Below are 17,059 nucleotides of genomic sequence, written 5' to 3'. Positions count from 1 at the left end.
CCTGCCACATCCCCTTGCGTATCTGTGCCTCGCGCGTTATTGGCCGTGATTGATCCATGCCGGTTTGTGGCGATTGAACGATCATAAAAACACGCAATAGTTGTGTTATGGCGAATCGGTAAAATCCACCCGCCAACCATCTCATTGGCGGAATTGTTCACCCTTAGCCATCACATTTTTCTATATCAGCTATTTAGACTATGGGGCTCAATCCCGCTTTATGGGCTGCATCAGCTACCCAAAGATGCCAAATTTTGACCATTTCAATTTAAAGATGTTGTCGCCTGAAAAAACACCCGCTCTGGCGCTTGCGATTTGCAAGCTGGCGTGTATAAAAACAGTCCCGCGGCAAAAACAGCCCCGGGCAAGCGTTTCTGAATAATAATATTTCGCAGCATCAAACTGCGCCGGAGGAAATGGCGGTAACCCGCTACCTGCATGGAAACCAGATTATCCCGTGATGATCGTACGGTTTTAGCCCCGGTATCATTCGCATCGCCTGCCCGCGCGCATCATGTTTTGCAATACCGCACACAGGATCGAATAGAGAGGAGGTCGAGATGGGAAACCCGAAAACCCTTTTTGACAAAATTTGGGCAAGCCATGTGATTAACACGCAGGATGACGGCACCTGCCTTATTTATATCGACCGCCATCTCGTTCACGAGGTTACCAGTCCGCAGGCGTTTGAAGGCCTTCGTAATGCTGGTCGCAAAGTGCGCCATCCCGAACTGACACTGGCCGTGCCCGACCATAACGTGCCGACCACCGACCGCTCCCAGGGCATCAAGGAAGAAGACAGCCGTATTCAGGTTGATACCCTTGATCAAAACGCGCGCGACACCGGCATTCATTATTTCCCGATGAACGATCTGCGCCAGGGTATTGTGCATATCGTGGGCCCGGAAGAAGGCTTTACCCTGCCCGGTGTAACCATGGTTTGCGGCGATTCGCACACCTCGACCCACGGCGCATTCGGCGCGCTGGCATTTGGGATTGGCACATCCGAAGTGGAACATGTTCTGGCAACCCAGACCCTGGTTCAAAAACCGGCCAAAAACATGCTGGTCAAGGTTGAGGGCGACTTGCACCCCGGTGTTACCGCAAAGGACATCACCCTTGCCATTATTGGCCGCATCGGTACCGCAGGCGGCACCGGTTACGTGATCGAATATGCCGGTTCGGCCATTCGTGCGCTGTCGATGGAAGGTCGCATGACGGTTTGCAACATGTCGATTGAAGGCGGTGCGCGCGCCGGTTTGATCGCACCGGATGAAAAAACCTTTGAATATATCAAAGGCCGTCCGATGGCCCCCAAAGGGGCAGCATATGAACAGGCTGTTGAATACTGGAAGACCCTGCCATCTGACGAAGGCGCACATTACGACAAAATCGTCGAACTTGATGCCAATGACATCATCCCGCAGGTAACCTGGGGTACCAGCCCGGAAGACGTTGCCCCGATCAGTGCCGTTGTTCCCGGCCCGGATGATGTAACCGATGCTGGCAAGAAAAAAGCCATTGCCCGGTCGCTTGAATATATGGGTCTGGTTGCTGGTACGCCGTTGGAAGAAGTTAAAATCGACCGCGTTTTCATTGGTTCATGCACCAATGGCCGGATCGAGGATTTGCGCGCTGCCGCCGTTGTGGCCAAAGGCCGCAAGGTTGACGCATCGGTCAATGCCATGGTTGTGCCGGGGTCCGGTCTGGTCAAGGAACAGGCCGAAGCCGAAGGTCTGGATCAGATCTTTATCGAAGCTGGTTTTGAATGGCGCGAACCGGGTTGCTCGATGTGCCTGGCCATGAACCCCGACCGTCTGGAACCGGGCGAACGGTGTGCATCGACCTCGAACCGTAACTTTGAAGGCCGTCAGGGCCGCGGGGGCCGCACCCATCTGTTAAGCCCGGCAATGGCCGTTGCTGCCGCAGTAACCGGTCATCTGACCGACGTTCGTAAACTTGAAATCGTGTAAGGCTTTGTAATGTCTGCACAAGCCTTTATCATTCATGAAAACGGCGTAACGCGGTATGGGCGGGCAATGGTGCTGGAAAGCCTGTTGCCCCAGCTCACCGGTATTAACCTGCCGGATTTCGTCGCCAATGACATCGACGCCACCGAAGACCTGATCGAAGCACTGGGTCTGGTGCTGGACGCTGAAAACAAGGGATAAGACAATGGACAAGTTCAACACTTTAACCGGTGTGGCCGCACCGTTGCCGATGCTCAATGTCGATACCGACATGATCATCCCCAAGCAGTTCCTCAAGACCATTAAACGTTCGGGTCTGGGTAAAAACCTGTTTGATGAAATGCGTTATGACGATAACGGCAATGAAATCCCCGATTTCGTTCTTAATCAGCCTGCCTATCGCGATGCTAAAATTCTTGTCACCGGTGCCAATTTTGGCTGTGGTTCATCGCGTGAACATGCGCCCTGGTCCCTGCTGGATTTTGGCATTCGCTGCATCATCGCGCCCAGCTTTGCCGACATTTTCTATAACAACTGCTTTAAGAACGGCATTTTGCCGATCGCGCTGCCGCAGGAAGATGTTGATAAACTGATGTCGGATGCCGAACGCGGTGCCAATGCCACGGTAACGGTTGACCTTGAAAAACAGGAAATCACCGGCCCGGATGGCGGTTGCATCAAGTTTGAGGTCGAAGCGTTCCGCAAGCATTGCATGCTTAACGGCCTGGATGACATTGGGCTGACATTGCAACAGGCCGATGCGATTAACGGTTTTGAAGCCGAACGCGCCGCATCCCAGCCCTGGCTGTCGCTGTAAAACATTCCGGGTGGCGCAAATATTTTGCGCTGCCCTTTTTTAATTCCCGCATGTCTGGCGCGCCTTCGCGCCGCTGTTTCTTTGCTAAGGTTTGAAAATGACGATTACCAAAAAAGTCCTGATGTTGCCGGGCGACGGCATTGGCCCCGAAGTGATGCGCCAGGTTCAGCGCGTTATGGACTGGATGGCCAAAAAACGTGACATCAATTTCGACGTCACCGAAGGTCTGATCGGTGGGGCATCTATCGATGCCCACAACAACCCGCTGACCGACGAAACCCTGGCCGATGCCATGGCCGCCGATGCGGTTCTGCTTGGTGCTGTTGGTGGCCCGAAATGGGATAACATCCCGTTCGATATCAAACCGGAACGCGGCCTTTTGAAAATCCGCAAGGAAATGGGCCTGTTTGCCAATTTGCGCCCGGCCCTGGTATTTGACGCCCTCGTGGGCGCATCGACCTTGAAGGAAGATGTAGTCAAGGGTCTGAATATCATGATCCTGCGTGAACTGACCGGCGGCATCTATTTCGGCCAGCCGCGCGGCGTTGAAGAACGCGATGGCGTTCGTTTTGGTTTCAACACCCTGGTTTATTCCGAACCCGAAATCGAACGTATCGCCCGTGTTGCCTTTGACATGGCAATGAAGCGCAACAAACGGATGTGCTCGGTCGACAAGGCCAACGTTCTGGAATCCACCGTTCTGTGGCGCGAAGTTGTGGAACGTGTTGCCAAGGAATTCCCTGAAGTCGAACTGAGCCACATGTATGTCGACAACGCATCCATGCAGTTGGTCCGCAACCCGAAACAGTTTGACGTGATGGTAACCACCAACATGTTTGGTGATATTCTTTCCGATTGTGCCGCCATGCTGACCGGTTCGCTGGGCATGCTGCCATCCGCATCGCTGGGTGCGGCGGACGAAACCGGTGCCCGCAAGGCATTGTACGAGCCGGTCCATGGCTCGGCCCCGGATATTGCCGGTCAGGACCTTGCCAACCCGCTGGCAACCTTGCTGTCATTTGCCATGATGCTGCGTTATTCGTTCGACATGGGCGACGATGCCACCATGATTGAAACCGCTGTTCAGAATGTCCTGAAGGGTGGCCTGCGCACCGCTGACATCATGCAGCCGGGCATGGCAAAGGTTTCGACCACCGTTATGGGTGAAGCCGTTATCAACGAACTGAACAAGCTGGTCTAACCATACCCTTAGCTGTTTCATGTTTCAGGCCGGGGCCAATACGCCCCGGCCTTTTTATTTTATTTCAAACCATTGGCTACAAAAAAGAACCGAATAAATCGTAATCGCCCCATGCAATGCACGCGCCGCGTGATATATTGGCACACACATTTTTCAAATTTGCAGGGATTCATTCGATCATATGGCCAAAACCGCAAAATTTATTCTTGGCAGCCTTGTCATTGTGGCTGCTGCAGGTGCCGGGCTTCATTTTTTGGCGCCGGTTTACACCGAAAACAATTTGCGCAGTGCATTGACCAATCCGCAATCAATGATCCGGGGCGAATTTAGCAATTTTCAAATGTCGTTGTTCAAAGGCACCATGTCGGGCGACGATGTTAAAATCGTCACGACGGATGGCGCGGTTTATAGTGCCCGGCATGTCGATATTACCGGCATCGACTGGCTAGCTGTTTACGGATTTAACCCCTCGCACGATGCACTTGCCGGGGCCATGACCCTTAAGGGTGCCAATATCGAGGTGAATGGACGTAAAATTACGTTTGATCAGGCCCGTCTTGCCGACGTGTCTGCTGATCCGTCAAGCTGGCTTCCTGAAACTTTTGCTGCCGCCGATATCCAGAGCCCCGGCCTGACCCAGTCCTTTCAGGAACAGACCAGCACAATCGAGGATATCCATATTCAGGATATCGCGGCGGACCATATTGGCGGAATCACCACAGGTTCCTGGAGCTATGACGCCGGACCGGATCAGGGCAATGCCAGCATCGCGCAAAGCATTTTTGCCAATTGCGCAGGGCCAATGCCCTTGCTGCAACAATTAGATAATAGCGATTTTAACTGGAATTCAGCTGAATCGTGTAAAAACATGGCTTTGGCTGATTTAACAATGTCCCTGCCAGACCATTCAGCCATTTCAGCAGCCGGTATTCTGGTTGACGGGCTGACCACGCAATCCATTGAGACGGCCAGCATTAACGGGCTTAAAATTCGCCTGCCCAAAAAACGCGGTTCCCTGTCAATCGGGCGGATCGAACTTGGCGGGTTTGATCAGGTCATTGATCCCGATACGATCCCGACACCTGGTGAAACGTTTGACTTCAACCGTTGGCTTACCGCGTTTGAAAGCGTGAAAATCGCCAAACTGGAACTCTCGGATCAGCATTACAATCTGCCTGACGCCGAAATACGCTGGGACCGCTTTAGCATTTCCAACCTTGCCAACCATGTCATTGGTGAAGTTTCATCCGGCGGACTTTCGGTGCATGGCAGTACCGTTGCCGAAACCCTTAAAATCGGTCTTGACCAGGCCACCTTCCGCGATATTGACATTGCCAGTATCGGCACTGTTGTACGCCAGTTTCAAGGCGTTACGGCCAGTACCCCCGAAGAACAGCTTGCAGAAATGCAGGACAAAACATTGGGGGAAGTCGGCTTTCCCTTTACGCCCCCCGTCCTCTCTACCTATTTGATGACCGGGTTTGAGCTTGGCATTACCGGCAGTGAAACCTTTCACCTGACACTTGATGAACTGGGGGGCGCCCTGGGCGATATAGGCCCGGCGCGCGATGGAGGCCCCGATGTTGCCCGTGCCACAACCGGCCATATCGGCGGCTTGAGCATTGACATCCCCGATGAATACAGCACCGACCCTCGCATTACCCGCATGCTTGGCGTTGAACGGTTTAGTCAGGTGACCATTGATACGGATAGCCATCAACGCTGGAACACGGAAAATGGCGAGTTTCAATATGCGATTGACGAATTGACCATTCGCGATTTTGGCACCCTTAAATTTTCCACAACCCTGGCCGGATTTACATCTGACGTCATTGCCGAATTACAGGACATTCCCCTAATCGATACGCAACAGCGCCTTGGGAATGTTGTTGGCAAATCGGCCCGGCTGAAAGACGCATCGCTGGAAATTTCCGGCGATAACCTGATGCCCACAATCTGGAAAATTATTGCCACAACAAGCGGCATTCCCGCCGACCAGTTGCAATTAACCGCCGGTATGGTGGTTGTTCAGGCACAGCAGCAATATGGCAAGACCGGGCAATTGGGCGCATCCCTTGGGCAATTGGCAAACTGGCTTGCAGACCCGCGCCATTTGAAAATCACCTTAACCCCGGCAAAGCCCGTGGCACTGGCCCCATTGATGCAGGCAAAAACACCGCCGACACCACCCGTGATGGCCGAAACATTCGGCCTAAAAATCCTTGCCAATGATGAAATTGGCAAATAACCAGCCCCGGCCCCGATGGTGACGAACCACCGTCGGGGCCCCATATCATGAAATATGATTGGAAATTGCCGAACTTAACTGTTTTTTGGTTGAAACACGGCAAGTTTATCGGGATTGCGATGAACAAACAGACTTTCGATGCCGCCCTTGCCAAGGGCAAATGTTATCGCAGTATGCACAACGCCCTCGCTGGAAAATAAAACCCAGCTTTCAGCTTCGCTTTCGACAACCATCATATCGGCTGCTATTAAATTTTTGTGCCAAACGCCAGCAAAGAACCGGGCGACGTGATCTGTTCCAAACAGTTTGTTGATATTCACGCTGGCCTTGCCGCCACCGTCACTTTGCAAAATCACATCAGACGACAATAACGCCGCAATTCTATCGGCCTGCCCTGATTGCAAGGCATCGATAAACCCCGCCAAATCGTCGCGTGTCAAACGGTTCGGGCTGGCGGTTTTTCCGGCCTCATCTGGTGTTTCCGGCCCCCCGGTTTGGCTGTGCCGGGTTGGCTGATGTGATTGATCTGGCTGGTTCCGTGTTGCCATATCCGACATTTTACGACGCGCACGAAACAATATCTGCCGGGCATTATTAGGCTGGTTTTCCAAAACCCCGGCAATTGCGGCATGGTCCCAGTCAAAAACATCATGCAAAACCAGTGCAATTCGTTCCGCCGGCGACAGCTTTTCCAACATCAACAGATAAGCCTGCGACAGATAGTCCTGATTAATCAGGGCGGTTTCGGTTTCGTTGGCAAACGGATTGACCCATGGTTCGGGCAACCAGTTCCCCACATAATTTTCACGTCGGCGACGGGCAGATTTAAGGACATCCAGGCACAAATTACTACATACCCGTATCAACCATCCAACCGGATCATGCAAAGTCGCAACATCGACGTTGCGCCACCGCAGCCATACATCCTGCACTGCATCCTCGGCATCGGCGTGGCTACCCAACATGCGAAAAGCCAGGGCAAAAAGCCGGGGGCGAAGCTGTTCAAAAATTGCTGTCGACATATTTATTGCCTTGCCAAATTTCCCAACACGCATAGCGGCACAGGCCCGCGCCTGTACCGCTTTACTTTATCTCATAGGTCTGTTCTGGCCGATAAAACCCGATCAACCGGACTTTCAATCAGCAAGCGGGGCAAACCCCTGCCGGTTATATGACACATGTAGGGTGCGAAAATACCGAACCAGGCCGTTAAAATCGAACCGTGTTGTTCAGGTCAGGCATTACGCCAGTTGATGCTGGGCAACGCCCAGCCGGTTCCAGGCATTAATCAAGGCAATACCGGTTGTCAGTTCCGAAATCTGTTCAGTGCTGAAATGCGCGCCAAGGGCTTCAAAGCTGGCATCGATGGCTTCGGCTTCAGCACCAAGGGTCAGTTTTTCGGCCCAGTCAAGGGCCGCACGTTCCTCGACGGCAAAATCCTTTGCATTACGCCAAACAGCCAGCATATCGATTTTGTCCTGCTGACCACCGTGTTTAAGATAATCATCACGATGCATTCGCAGGCAAAAAGAACAGGCGTTAAGCTGGGATACCCGGCATTTAACAATTTCAATCAGGGTTTTGGCCAGGGTGTTTTCCGTGTCGAACACGGTCGCAGCGTGATACAGCCCCTTAAAAAGGGCGGGGCTGGTTTTGGCAAATTCAAAGCGGCTCATGATGCAATCTCCTGTTTGCAGACGATAAAAAACAATCTCTACAAACAGGACGACACAGCACGAGCCCCTGTTACATCCGATGATGAATTTTCCCCAAAAACACCATCGTCCCCATGCCCGGCCAAATTACCGCACGACATTTATCTGCCTAAGCCCCGGCACAACCTTATTATGGGCACCCGATATTTCCGCCTAAGCCCCCGCCCATAATACCCGACACCGGATAAAACTAACCAACCGGTATGGCGAGCAACGCATTTTGGGCAGTTTCACGGCAGGACCTAAAGCCGCCGGTCAAATCAGGAAAACCCGCTTTTAGTCAAAGCTGCGGCCAGGGATGGATGCAATTCCCAGTTCCAGTCCTCGGCTTCCAACTGCGATCCTTCGGCAAGAGTGAAAATAGCCGCCAGGTAATCGCTAACATCGGTGTCACATTGCGGCAGACCAACGGCCATGGCAATTTTTCGACCGACCCGGCCATATTTTTTATGCCCGATGCGCGGACCGAAATGACCGGCGGCAAATGCCAGCTCCAGCCCGGTAATACAATGATCGGGTGCCCGCAAATGTGCGCGCAGCATATCACGCTCGCAACTTGATAATTCCGCCACTGACAGCGCCTGCTGATATTGTTCGACCGAACCGACATAAGCGGGCTGGACGTCGGTTTTTGCGGGGTTGGCAAAAGTAAAATGGTCCGTATTCCGGCGTGCATTGGCACGCACGCTAACGGCGGGTCCGGCATGGCTTGAATACAGCATGGTTTTCCTCCCTAAAAGGAAATCAACCGTTCATATCCGGGTTATTCAGGGCCGGTTGCATCCCTGTGTCCCGGCTGACGGGTTCTTGCGACCCGCTAGGTAGGATAAACCCGGAAAATTCCGGGTCCGATACATAACAATAACGACCAAAATGCTGTTTTTAGCGTTCTTTAAATGCGGCATCGGCAGCAGAGCAAACATTGGCGCCCTGCTGCCAGACATCATCAATTATGACGGTAACCAGGTTTGGTAAACACAAACTGGCCGACGCGCATTCCGCCGCCGCCTTCGCGGGCATCAAATGCATTAATGCAGCCAGCCAGATAAAATTCCCACATCCGCTTAAATTCGGTGTCATATTTTTCCGGGTCCAGTTGGTCCTGAATTTTACGGAAATTCTCGCGCCATGCCATTAATGTTCGGGCATAATTGTTACCAGGATGGAAATGGCAGGCATCCACATCCAGGTCTGCCTGTTCTGCGGCTTCCACCACTTCATGAACAGCTGGAATATAGCCCCCGGGGAAAATATAGCGATCAATCCACGGCGAGGTAAAATCTGGCCGGGGCTTGATAATGGTGTGAATAACAGCACGCCCCCCAGCCTTTAACAAGCGGCTAACCTGTTCAAAATAGGTTTTGAACTGTGGTCGACCAACATGCTCAAACATGCCAACCGAAACCACCCGGTCATAACGTTCCTTGTTGGCTTCGGCGAAAACCCGGTAATCCTGCAAATGATAATCCAGACCTTCGTGGAAATCCGCAGGCAGTTCGGCCTTGCGTTCCAGCGCCCAGTTATATTGCTCGGTCGACAGGGTAATGCCATGAACTTCGGCCCCTGTTGTCCGGCGAATAAAACGGCTTAACCCGCCCCAGCCACAGCCAATATCCACCACCCGCGTTCCGGGTTCGGTAATTTGCAGGCGGTCCGTGGTCAGTGTCATCTTATGTAACTGGGCTTCGGTCAGGTTTTTCGCCCCGTCGTCCCAGAAGGCACAGGAATACTGCATATCGGCATCAAGAAACCGGGTATACAGGTCGTTGCCGATATCATAATGATGGCGCACGCGCCGGGACGCAGCCTCGACCGAGGTAAATTGCGCGATCCGGAACTTGAATGCCTGCAACTTTTCAATCAGCAAGCCAAAGTTGCTGCTTGAATGGCCTCCATCAAAATTCAGGCGTAAAACACGAATCAGGTCTTCAAGCTCGCCGGATGTTACATCCAGCCCACCTTGCATATAAACCTCGCCAAAGCCCGGATCGGGGCTTAGCGCCATTTTCATGGCGTTGGCCCAGTTGGGCAATGTCATGGTTGCGCGTGGATCACCGCCATCACCAAGGGCGACCTCGTGGCGGTCATTTACGCGCACAACAAGCGTGCCGCGCGTTACATGTTCGCGAAAGAAATCAAGGACTTTCTTGTCAGTCCAATTCAAAGTCATCGGGTACGTCATAGCCGTCCTTCTCAAGCCGGAAATGCGACAACCCCCAAAATCGTGAAACATCAACAAACATTTCACAACCCCCGTGCGATATAGTGACATATTTCACTGCAATCTCAAGCAGTAAAAACCTAAACCGTCCTTGCGCGACGCCGCGGAAAGCCTTACATCTCGGCCAGCTTACCGGTCGGTTCAGGATGACCCTATCCACTTGTTTAAGGGGAAATCCGGTGTATAGGCACACCGTACCAAAACAGAAAGAGGCACTTGATGGGTTACAAAATCGCCGTTGTTGGCGCCACCGGCAATGTCGGGCGCGAAATGCTCAACACACTGGCAGAACGCAACTTTCCCGCCGAGGAAATCTTTGCGCTGGCATCGTCGCGCTCGATCGGGCGCACAGTTTCGTATGGCGATGACGACCTGATTGTTCAGGACGCGGCCCGTTTCGATTTTTCACAGGTCGACATTGCCCTGTTTTCAGCCGGCGGCACCACATCAAAAACCCTGGCACCCAAAGCTGCCGAAGCAGGATGTGTCGTAATCGACAATTCCAGCTACTGGCGCATGGAACCGGGGGTGCCGTTGATTGTGCCCGAAGTCAATGGCGAAGCCCTTGCCGGTTACGCCAAGAAAAACATTATCGCCAACCCGAACTGTTCGACCATTCAAATGGTCATGGCGTTAAAACCACTACACGACCTTCAACCGATCAAACGCGTGATCGTATCCACCTATCAGGCGGTTTCAGGTGCTGGTCGGGCGGCGATGGACGAGCTGTTTAACCAGACACGTGGCATCTATGTGAACGATCTTCCGACCAAGGAACAGTTCACCAAACAAATCGCCTTTAACGTCATCCCGCATATTGACGAATTTATGGATGATGGCGCGACCCGCGAAGAATGGAAAATGATGGCGGAAACCCGCAAAATTCTGGACCCCGACGTGGCCGTTCACGCCACCTGCGTGCGGGTACCGGTTTTTGTCGGCCATTCCGAAAGCATTAATATCGAATTTGAAATGCCCGTTACCGTCGAGGAAGCCCGCAAGGCGCTGAAGGCATTTCCGGGCGTATCTGTTATCGATCATCGCCAGGACGAAGGCTATGTCACCCCCCAGGAAGTCGCTGGCGAAGACAATGTCTTTATCTCTCGTATTCGCAAAGACCCCAGCAATCCCAACACCCTGTCGCTGTGGTGTGTCAGCGACAATTTGCGCAAAGGGGCGGCCCTGAACGCGGTGCAGATTGCCGAAATGCTGGTTTCGGATTACCTGCCGAAGAAATAACGCCTTTTTCTAGTTTGGCACATTTTTGCTATGGCCGCCCGGAACCGGGCGGCCATATTGTTTTATGGTGCTATTTGTGATTGGTACTGGTCATACCACTTAAAAAGAGCTAGAGGAAATCCTTGCTAACCCACTGTCAATGCGCTGCGGGTATCAAAAAATATGGCTGCCAGCCGGCATTGCCCGGCAACATGGTGCGCCGATTTTGATTTGCCCTGCCCGTTGGGCAAGTTGATGGCAATAACAACGCAAAACTTACGCGCACAGCCAACAAAAATAAAATCGGAAAATAGGGATGGTTAAACGTACCCGCAAAGAAGCAGCCCGCCTTGATGAAGCCGCCCGTGCCGGGTGGCTGTATTATTGCGCCGGAAACACCCAGGACGAAATCGCAACCAAACTTGGCGTCTCCCGCCCGACAGCCCAAAGACTGGTGTCGGCCGCAGTTAGCGAAGGACTGGTCAAGGTTCGGCTGGATCATCCGATTGCCGATTGCATGGAACTGGGCGCACGCCTGCGCGACCGCCACGAGCTGGAACATTGCGAAGTTGTGCCAACCGACCCTGCCGCCCCCGATGCCATGTTTGGCATGACACAGGCCGCTGCAATGTTGCTGGAACGGGTTTTACAATCCCCCGACCCCAAGGTGATTGCCCTTGGCACCGGGCGCGCCATGCGCGGTATGGTCAACGAAGTACAGCGTATCGATGCAAGTCACCATAAAATCGTATCGCTGGTTGGCACCATTGCCACCGATGGTGCCGCCAGCTTTTATGATGCCGTAACCGAACTTGCCGATTTAACCCGCGCCCCACATTACCCGCTATCTATTCCCGTGATCGTACCTCACGCCGAACAACGCAAACCAATGCAGGAACAGGCACCGATGGACAATATTTTGCATCTGGCCGCCCGTGCCGATGTCAAATTTGTCGGTATTGGTCAAATGGGTGACGATGCGCCGCTTCTGGTCGATGGTTTTATCACCCCGGCCGAACTTAAAAGCCTGCAGGAACATGGCGGCATTGGCGAATTGATCAGCTGGACCTTTGATAAAAACGGCCAAATCCTTGATCACGACGTTAATAACCGCGTTACCAGCGCGCCGTTGCAAATACCCGGGCAAAATACCGTTGCGGTTGCCAAGGGGACAAAGAAAGTTTCCGCGATTCGCGGTGCAATGGCGGGAAAATTAATTACATCTCTGGTCACAGACGAAGCAACCGCACGGGCATTGCTGCGCTAATACCTGAAAATTAAAACAATAAAAACAACCAACTAAAGCAAACCCGCAGCATTAGACTGCGGGTTTTTCTGTTGCAACGCACAATCGAATTCGGTTGACAAGGGATGTGAAAATTGAGTGAATGCTCATGTCCTGAACAAATGATCAAAATGGATGACGAAGGTTGTCCGACGGGAAAGAGTCCTTTTGGGAGGAATTATGAGAAATATTATGGGAGCAGCGCTGTGTGCGCTGTTGGCCGGCGGCGTCGCTTTTGGTGCCAGTGCCGAGACCAAACTGACGATTGCCACGGTTAATAATGGTGACATGATCCGCATGCAGAAGCTGACGGATGACTTCACCAAAAAAAATCCCGACATCTCGCTTGAGTGGGTGACGCTGGAAGAAAATACCCTGCGTCAGCGTGTCACAACCGACATCGCCACCAATAGCGGCCAATACGACATCATGACCATCGGCACCTATGAAGCCCCGATCTGGGCGAAAAAAGGCTGGCTGGCACCGCTCGAAGATCTGGGCGCTGATTATGACGTCGACGACCTTATGCCCGCTATTCGCGCGGCACTGAGCAACGATGACAAGCTGTATGCGGCACCGTTCTATGCCGAAAGCTCGATGATGATGTACCGCAAGGACCTGTTCGAGAAAGCTGGCATCGAAATCAATGGTCGTCTGACCTGGGACCAGACCCTCGACATCGCCAAAAAGCTGCACGACCCGGATAACGGCGTTTATGGCATCTGCCTGCGCGGTAAAGCGGGCTGGGGCGAAAACATGGCGTTGATTTCGACCATGGGTAATGCTTATGGCGCACGTTGGTTCAACGAAGAATGGAAGCCGGAATTTGACGGTCAGGAATGGAAAGATGCCCTGTCCATGTATGTCAACATTCTTGGCAAATACGGTCCTCCGGGTGCGACCTCGAATGGTTTCAACGAAAACCTTTCGCTGTTTAACGCCGGCAAATGCGCCATGTGGATTGACGCCACCGTTGCTGCGTCCTTCGTGACCAACCCCAAAGATTCCAAGGTTGCCGATCAGGTTGGCTTCACCGAAGCACCTTGCGCTGTAACCTGCACCGGTGCCAACTGGCTCTGGGCATGGAGCCTGGCAATTCCGGCTTCGTCGAAAAACACCGAAGCAGCCGAAAAATTCATCTCGTGGGCAACTTCGAAATCCTATGCCGAACTGGTTGCCAGCAAAGAAGGCTGGGCGAACGTTCCCCCGGGAACCCGTATGTCGCTTTACCAGAACGAAAAATATCTTGATGCCGCACCGTTTGCCATCAAGACCCTTGCTGCCATCGACAGCGCTGATCCGATCAACTCCACTCTGAAACCGAAACCTTATGTTGGTGTTCAGTTTGCGGCCATTCCTGAATTCCAGGGTATCGGCACCGTTGTCGGTCAGCAGTTCTCTGCAGCACTTGCCGGCCAGGTCTCTGTTGACCAGGCTCTGGCAAACGCACAGGAAAGCACGGATCGTACCATGCAGAAAGCTGGTTACTACTGATCTCGATCCTGTGATCTGACCTCCTTGACCTGGTAGACTTGGGTGGCGGCAAAATTCCGCCACCCCTTTTCTTCCCGGGTCAGTCAAAGACACTGCAAACGGGGAGCGCACCATGTCGACACGGGCCTCGACCCTGGCCGGGCGCGTTATGTCCGCACCGTCGATCATCGCCTTGTTTTTGTGGATGATCGTGCCTTTGGGCATGACAATTTACTTCTCTTTCCTTCGTTACAACCTGCTAACACCGGGGATGGAGGAATGGATTGGTTTTGTTAATTATAAATTCTTCCTGACCGACCACGCCTTTTTTGCCTCCCTTGCCAATACGCTTGTTCTGGTAGGTTCCGTTCTGGTGATTACCGTTATTGGCGGTATTTTGCTGGGACTGATGCTGGACCAGCCTATTTTTGGCCGCGGCATTTTGCGTATTCTGGTTATTTCTCCGTTCTTTATTATGCCGACGGTGAATGCACTGGTCTGGAAAAACCTGCTGATGAATCCGGTGTCCGGCTTTTTCGCCTGGATATCAACATCGCTCGGGTTCCAGCCAATCGACTGGTTTACCAACGCCCCGCTTACGGCCATTATCATTATGGTGGCCTGGCAATGGCTTCCTTTTGCAACGCTGATTTTGCTGACCGCCTTGCAGTCGCTTGATCGCGATCAGAAAGAAGCCGCCCAAATGGACGGGGCCGGTCCGATATCGATTTTCTTTTATATTACCCTGCCGCACCTTAGCCGTGCGATCACGGTTGTCATCCTGATCGAAACCATTTTCCTGCTCAGCGTGTTTGCCGAAATTTTCGTCACCACGGGCGGCGGCCCCGGTTTGTCGACCACCAATATTGCCTTTCTCGTTTATACCCAGGCCCTGCTTCAATATGACGTTGGCGGTGCTTCGGCGGGCGGTATTGTTGCTGTCATTCTTGCCAATATTGTTGCGATCTTTCTGGTTCGCCTCATTGGCAAAAACCTGGACGCATAGGGGGCGACAATGGAAAGTAAATTCAAAACACCTTTCGGTCAGTTCGCCTATACGGTGTTTGCCTGGATTATCGGCCTGGCAATTTTCTTCCCCATCCTGTGGATGGTGCTAACCAGTTTCAAATCCGAGCTTGATGCGGTCAACATGCCGCCCCTGTTCCTTGATTTTAACTGGACGCTGGAAAATTATACCGGGATTCTGGAGCAGTCCAACTACTTCAAATTCGCCATGAACTCGGTCATCCTGTCGTTTGGGTCCACCTTTATCGGCCTGATCTTTGCGGTGACCTGTGCCTGGGCGATGGCCTTTAACCCGACCAAACGCACCAAGGATACCTTGTTGTGGATGCTGTCGACGAAAATGATGCCGCCGGTTGGTGTGCTCGTACCAATCTATCTGGTGTTTCGCGACTGGGGCCTGCTTGACAACCGTTTTGGCCTGATCATGGTTCTGTTTTTAATGAACCTGCCGATCATGGTCTGGATGCTTTACACCTATTTCAAGGAAATCCCCAAAGACATCCTTGAAGCCGCCCGTATGGACGGGGCAACCCTGCCCAAGGAAATTATCTTTGTGCTGTTGCCCATGGCCATTCCCGGCATCGCATCCACCATGCTGCTGAACGTTATTCTCGCCTGGAACGAAGCCTTCTGGACGCTGAACCTTACGACGTCGGATGCAGCCCCGCTAACCGCCTTTATCGCGTCCTACTCCAGCCCCGAAGGGTTGTTCTGGGCAAAACTATCGGCGGCATCAACCCTGGCGGTTGCCCCCATTCTGATCGTCGGCTGGTTCTCGCAGAAACAGCTTGTCCGTGGTTTGACCTTCGGCGCGGTGAAATAAACCGCCGCCGGACCAAAATATACAAGGAAGGAACACCACAATGGGTGCAATCCGACTGGAAAATGTCAAGAAAACCTTCGGGAATATCGACGTTATTCCCGGTGTTAATCTTGAAATTAACGATGGCGAGTTTGTTGTATTTGTCGGCCCGTCGGGCTGTGGCAAATCAACGTTGCTGCGCCTGATTGCCGGGCTGGAAGACGTTACCGACGGCAAAATCATGATCAACGGCGTTGATATGGCAAATGAATCGCCAGCCAAACGCGGCCTGTCGATGGTGTTTCAGTCCTATGCGCTTTATCCGCATATGACGGTTTACAACAACATCGCCTTTGGCCTTAAAATGGCGGGTGAAACCAAGGCCGTTATCGACGAAAAAGTACGTAATGCGGCCAAAATCCTCAACCTGACCGACTATCTTGAACGTCGTCCGGGTGCCCTTTCGGGCGGGCAGCGCCAGCGTGTGGCAATTGGCCGTGCGATTGTACGTAACCCCGCAGCCTTCCTGTTTGACGAACCGCTGTCAAACCTTGATGCAGCGCTCCGCGTGAATATGCGCCTTGAAATCACCGGGCTGCATCAGGAACTGAAAACCACCATGATCTATGTGACCCACGACCAGGTCGAAGCCATGACCATGGCCGACAAGATTGTGGTGTTGCAGGCAGGTCGGGTCGAACAGGTTGGCAAACCGATGGATCTTTATGCCAAACCTGCCAACAAATTTGTCGCAGGCTTTATCGGATCGCCCAAAATGAATTTCATTGAAGGGGATTACGCCAGGGCCCGTGATTGCGCCTGTGTCGGTGTCCGCCCTGAACATTTGCTGCTGAGCACAGAGCAGGGCGACATTGCAGCAACCGTCAAGATTGCCGAACATCTTGGTGCTGAAACCTATTTGCATGTGAATGCAGACAATATTGGCCCGATGACGGTCCGTGCTACCGGCGAAGTGCCGCTAAGCGGGAATGACCGCATCTGGTTAACGCCGGACCCCGAACGTATTCACCGCTTTGACAAAAACGACAAAGCCATTTCGAACTAGGGCTGGCACCAATCCGG

15 protein-coding genes are annotated in these 17,059 nt (G+C 52.8%); 11 read left to right on the top strand and 4 right to left on the bottom strand.

Annotated elements, in window-relative coordinates; translation table 11 throughout:
* Positions 1 to 560: 560 nt before the first annotated feature.
* The 5 genes from leuC (at position 561) to THS27_RS05060 (ending at position 6,236) form a co-directional block, all read left to right on the top strand.
* The gene (gene leuC / locus THS27_RS05080) at positions 561 to 1,973 is read left to right on the top strand and encodes a 3-isopropylmalate dehydratase large subunit (protein ID WP_085588507.1); all 1,413 of its coding nucleotides are present in this window, start codon (positions 561 to 563) and stop codon (positions 1,971 to 1,973) included.
* A gap of 9 nt (positions 1,974 to 1,982) precedes the next feature.
* Positions 1,983 to 2,171 (top strand): hypothetical protein, encoded by a 189-nt coding sequence (locus tag THS27_RS05075; protein WP_085588505.1) that lies wholly within the window; start codon positions 1,983 to 1,985, stop codon positions 2,169 to 2,171.
* A gap of 4 nt (positions 2,172 to 2,175) precedes the next feature.
* The gene (leuD, locus tag THS27_RS05070; RefSeq protein WP_085588503.1) at positions 2,176 to 2,787 is read left to right on the top strand and encodes a 3-isopropylmalate dehydratase small subunit; all 612 of its coding nucleotides are present in this window, start codon (positions 2,176 to 2,178) and stop codon (positions 2,785 to 2,787) included.
* A 97-nt stretch (positions 2,788 to 2,884) separates the two neighbouring features.
* The gene (gene leuB, locus THS27_RS05065; protein WP_085588501.1) at positions 2,885 to 3,988 is read left to right on the top strand and encodes a 3-isopropylmalate dehydrogenase; all 1,104 of its coding nucleotides are present in this window, start codon (positions 2,885 to 2,887) and stop codon (positions 3,986 to 3,988) included.
* Between the two features lie 181 nt (positions 3,989 to 4,169).
* On the top strand, positions 4,170 to 6,236 hold the full coding sequence (locus THS27_RS05060; protein WP_085588500.1) for a hypothetical protein: 2,067 nt from the start codon (positions 4,170 to 4,172) through the stop codon (positions 6,234 to 6,236).
* A gap of 74 nt (positions 6,237 to 6,310) precedes the next feature.
* Here the strand turns inward: THS27_RS05060 and THS27_RS05055 are convergent, their stop codons facing one another.
* The 4 genes from THS27_RS05055 to THS27_RS05040 form a co-directional block, all read right to left on the bottom strand.
* A complete protein-coding gene (locus tag THS27_RS05055) occupies positions 6,311 to 7,258 on the bottom strand; it encodes a sigma-70 family RNA polymerase sigma factor (RefSeq protein ID WP_085588766.1) in 948 nt (315 codons plus the stop codon).
* 219 nt (positions 7,259 to 7,477) lie between these two features.
* On the bottom strand, positions 7,478 to 7,912 hold the full coding sequence (locus THS27_RS05050; protein ID WP_085588498.1) for a carboxymuconolactone decarboxylase family protein: 435 nt from the start codon (positions 7,910 to 7,912) through the stop codon (positions 7,478 to 7,480).
* A 299-nt stretch (positions 7,913 to 8,211) separates the two neighbouring features.
* Positions 8,212 to 8,673: a hypothetical protein gene (locus THS27_RS05045; protein ID WP_246832843.1), complete on the bottom strand. Its 462-nt coding sequence runs from the start codon at positions 8,671 to 8,673 to the stop codon at positions 8,212 to 8,214.
* A 224-nt stretch (positions 8,674 to 8,897) separates the two neighbouring features.
* Positions 8,898 to 10,121: a class I SAM-dependent methyltransferase gene (locus THS27_RS05040; RefSeq protein WP_085588496.1), complete on the bottom strand. Its 1,224-nt coding sequence runs from the start codon at positions 10,119 to 10,121 to the stop codon at positions 8,898 to 8,900.
* 270 nt (positions 10,122 to 10,391) lie between these two features.
* Here THS27_RS05040 and THS27_RS05035 point away from each other — a divergent pair, with 270 nt between their 5' ends.
* The 6 genes from THS27_RS05035 to THS27_RS05010 all read left to right on the top strand — a co-directional run bounded on the left by THS27_RS05035 (position 10,392) and on the right by THS27_RS05010 (position 17,042).
* Entirely contained in the window at positions 10,392 to 11,411 is a 1,020-nt protein-coding gene (locus tag THS27_RS05035; protein ID WP_085588494.1) for an aspartate-semialdehyde dehydrogenase, read from the top strand.
* A 295-nt stretch (positions 11,412 to 11,706) separates the two neighbouring features.
* On the top strand, positions 11,707 to 12,657 hold the full coding sequence (locus tag THS27_RS05030; RefSeq protein WP_085588492.1) for a sugar-binding transcriptional regulator: 951 nt from the start codon (positions 11,707 to 11,709) through the stop codon (positions 12,655 to 12,657).
* A 198-nt stretch (positions 12,658 to 12,855) separates the two neighbouring features.
* Positions 12,856 to 14,169 carry a sugar ABC transporter substrate-binding protein gene (locus tag THS27_RS05025; protein WP_085588490.1) on the top strand — a complete coding sequence of 438 codons (1,314 nt, stop codon included), beginning with the start codon at positions 12,856 to 12,858 and terminating at the stop codon, positions 14,167 to 14,169.
* Between the two features lie 112 nt (positions 14,170 to 14,281).
* Positions 14,282 to 15,154 (top strand): carbohydrate ABC transporter permease, encoded by an 873-nt coding sequence (locus tag THS27_RS05020; protein ID WP_085588488.1) that lies wholly within the window; start codon positions 14,282 to 14,284, stop codon positions 15,152 to 15,154.
* 9 nt (positions 15,155 to 15,163) lie between these two features.
* Positions 15,164 to 15,997: a carbohydrate ABC transporter permease gene (locus tag THS27_RS05015; RefSeq protein ID WP_085588486.1), complete on the top strand. Its 834-nt coding sequence runs from the start codon at positions 15,164 to 15,166 to the stop codon at positions 15,995 to 15,997.
* Between the two features lie 40 nt (positions 15,998 to 16,037).
* Complete coding sequence (locus THS27_RS05010) at positions 16,038 to 17,042, top strand: ABC transporter ATP-binding protein (protein WP_085588485.1); 1,005 nt, start codon at positions 16,038 to 16,040, stop codon at positions 17,040 to 17,042.
* Positions 17,043 to 17,059: the final 17 nt, after the last annotated feature.

Source organism: Thalassospira sp. MCCC 1A01428 (genome assembly GCF_002115825.1).
Taxonomy (GTDB): Bacteria; Pseudomonadota; Alphaproteobacteria; order Rhodospirillales; family Thalassospiraceae; genus Thalassospira.
Note: the sequence above shows the minus strand (reverse complement) of the source record. Positions and strands in the feature narration are given on the sequence as shown.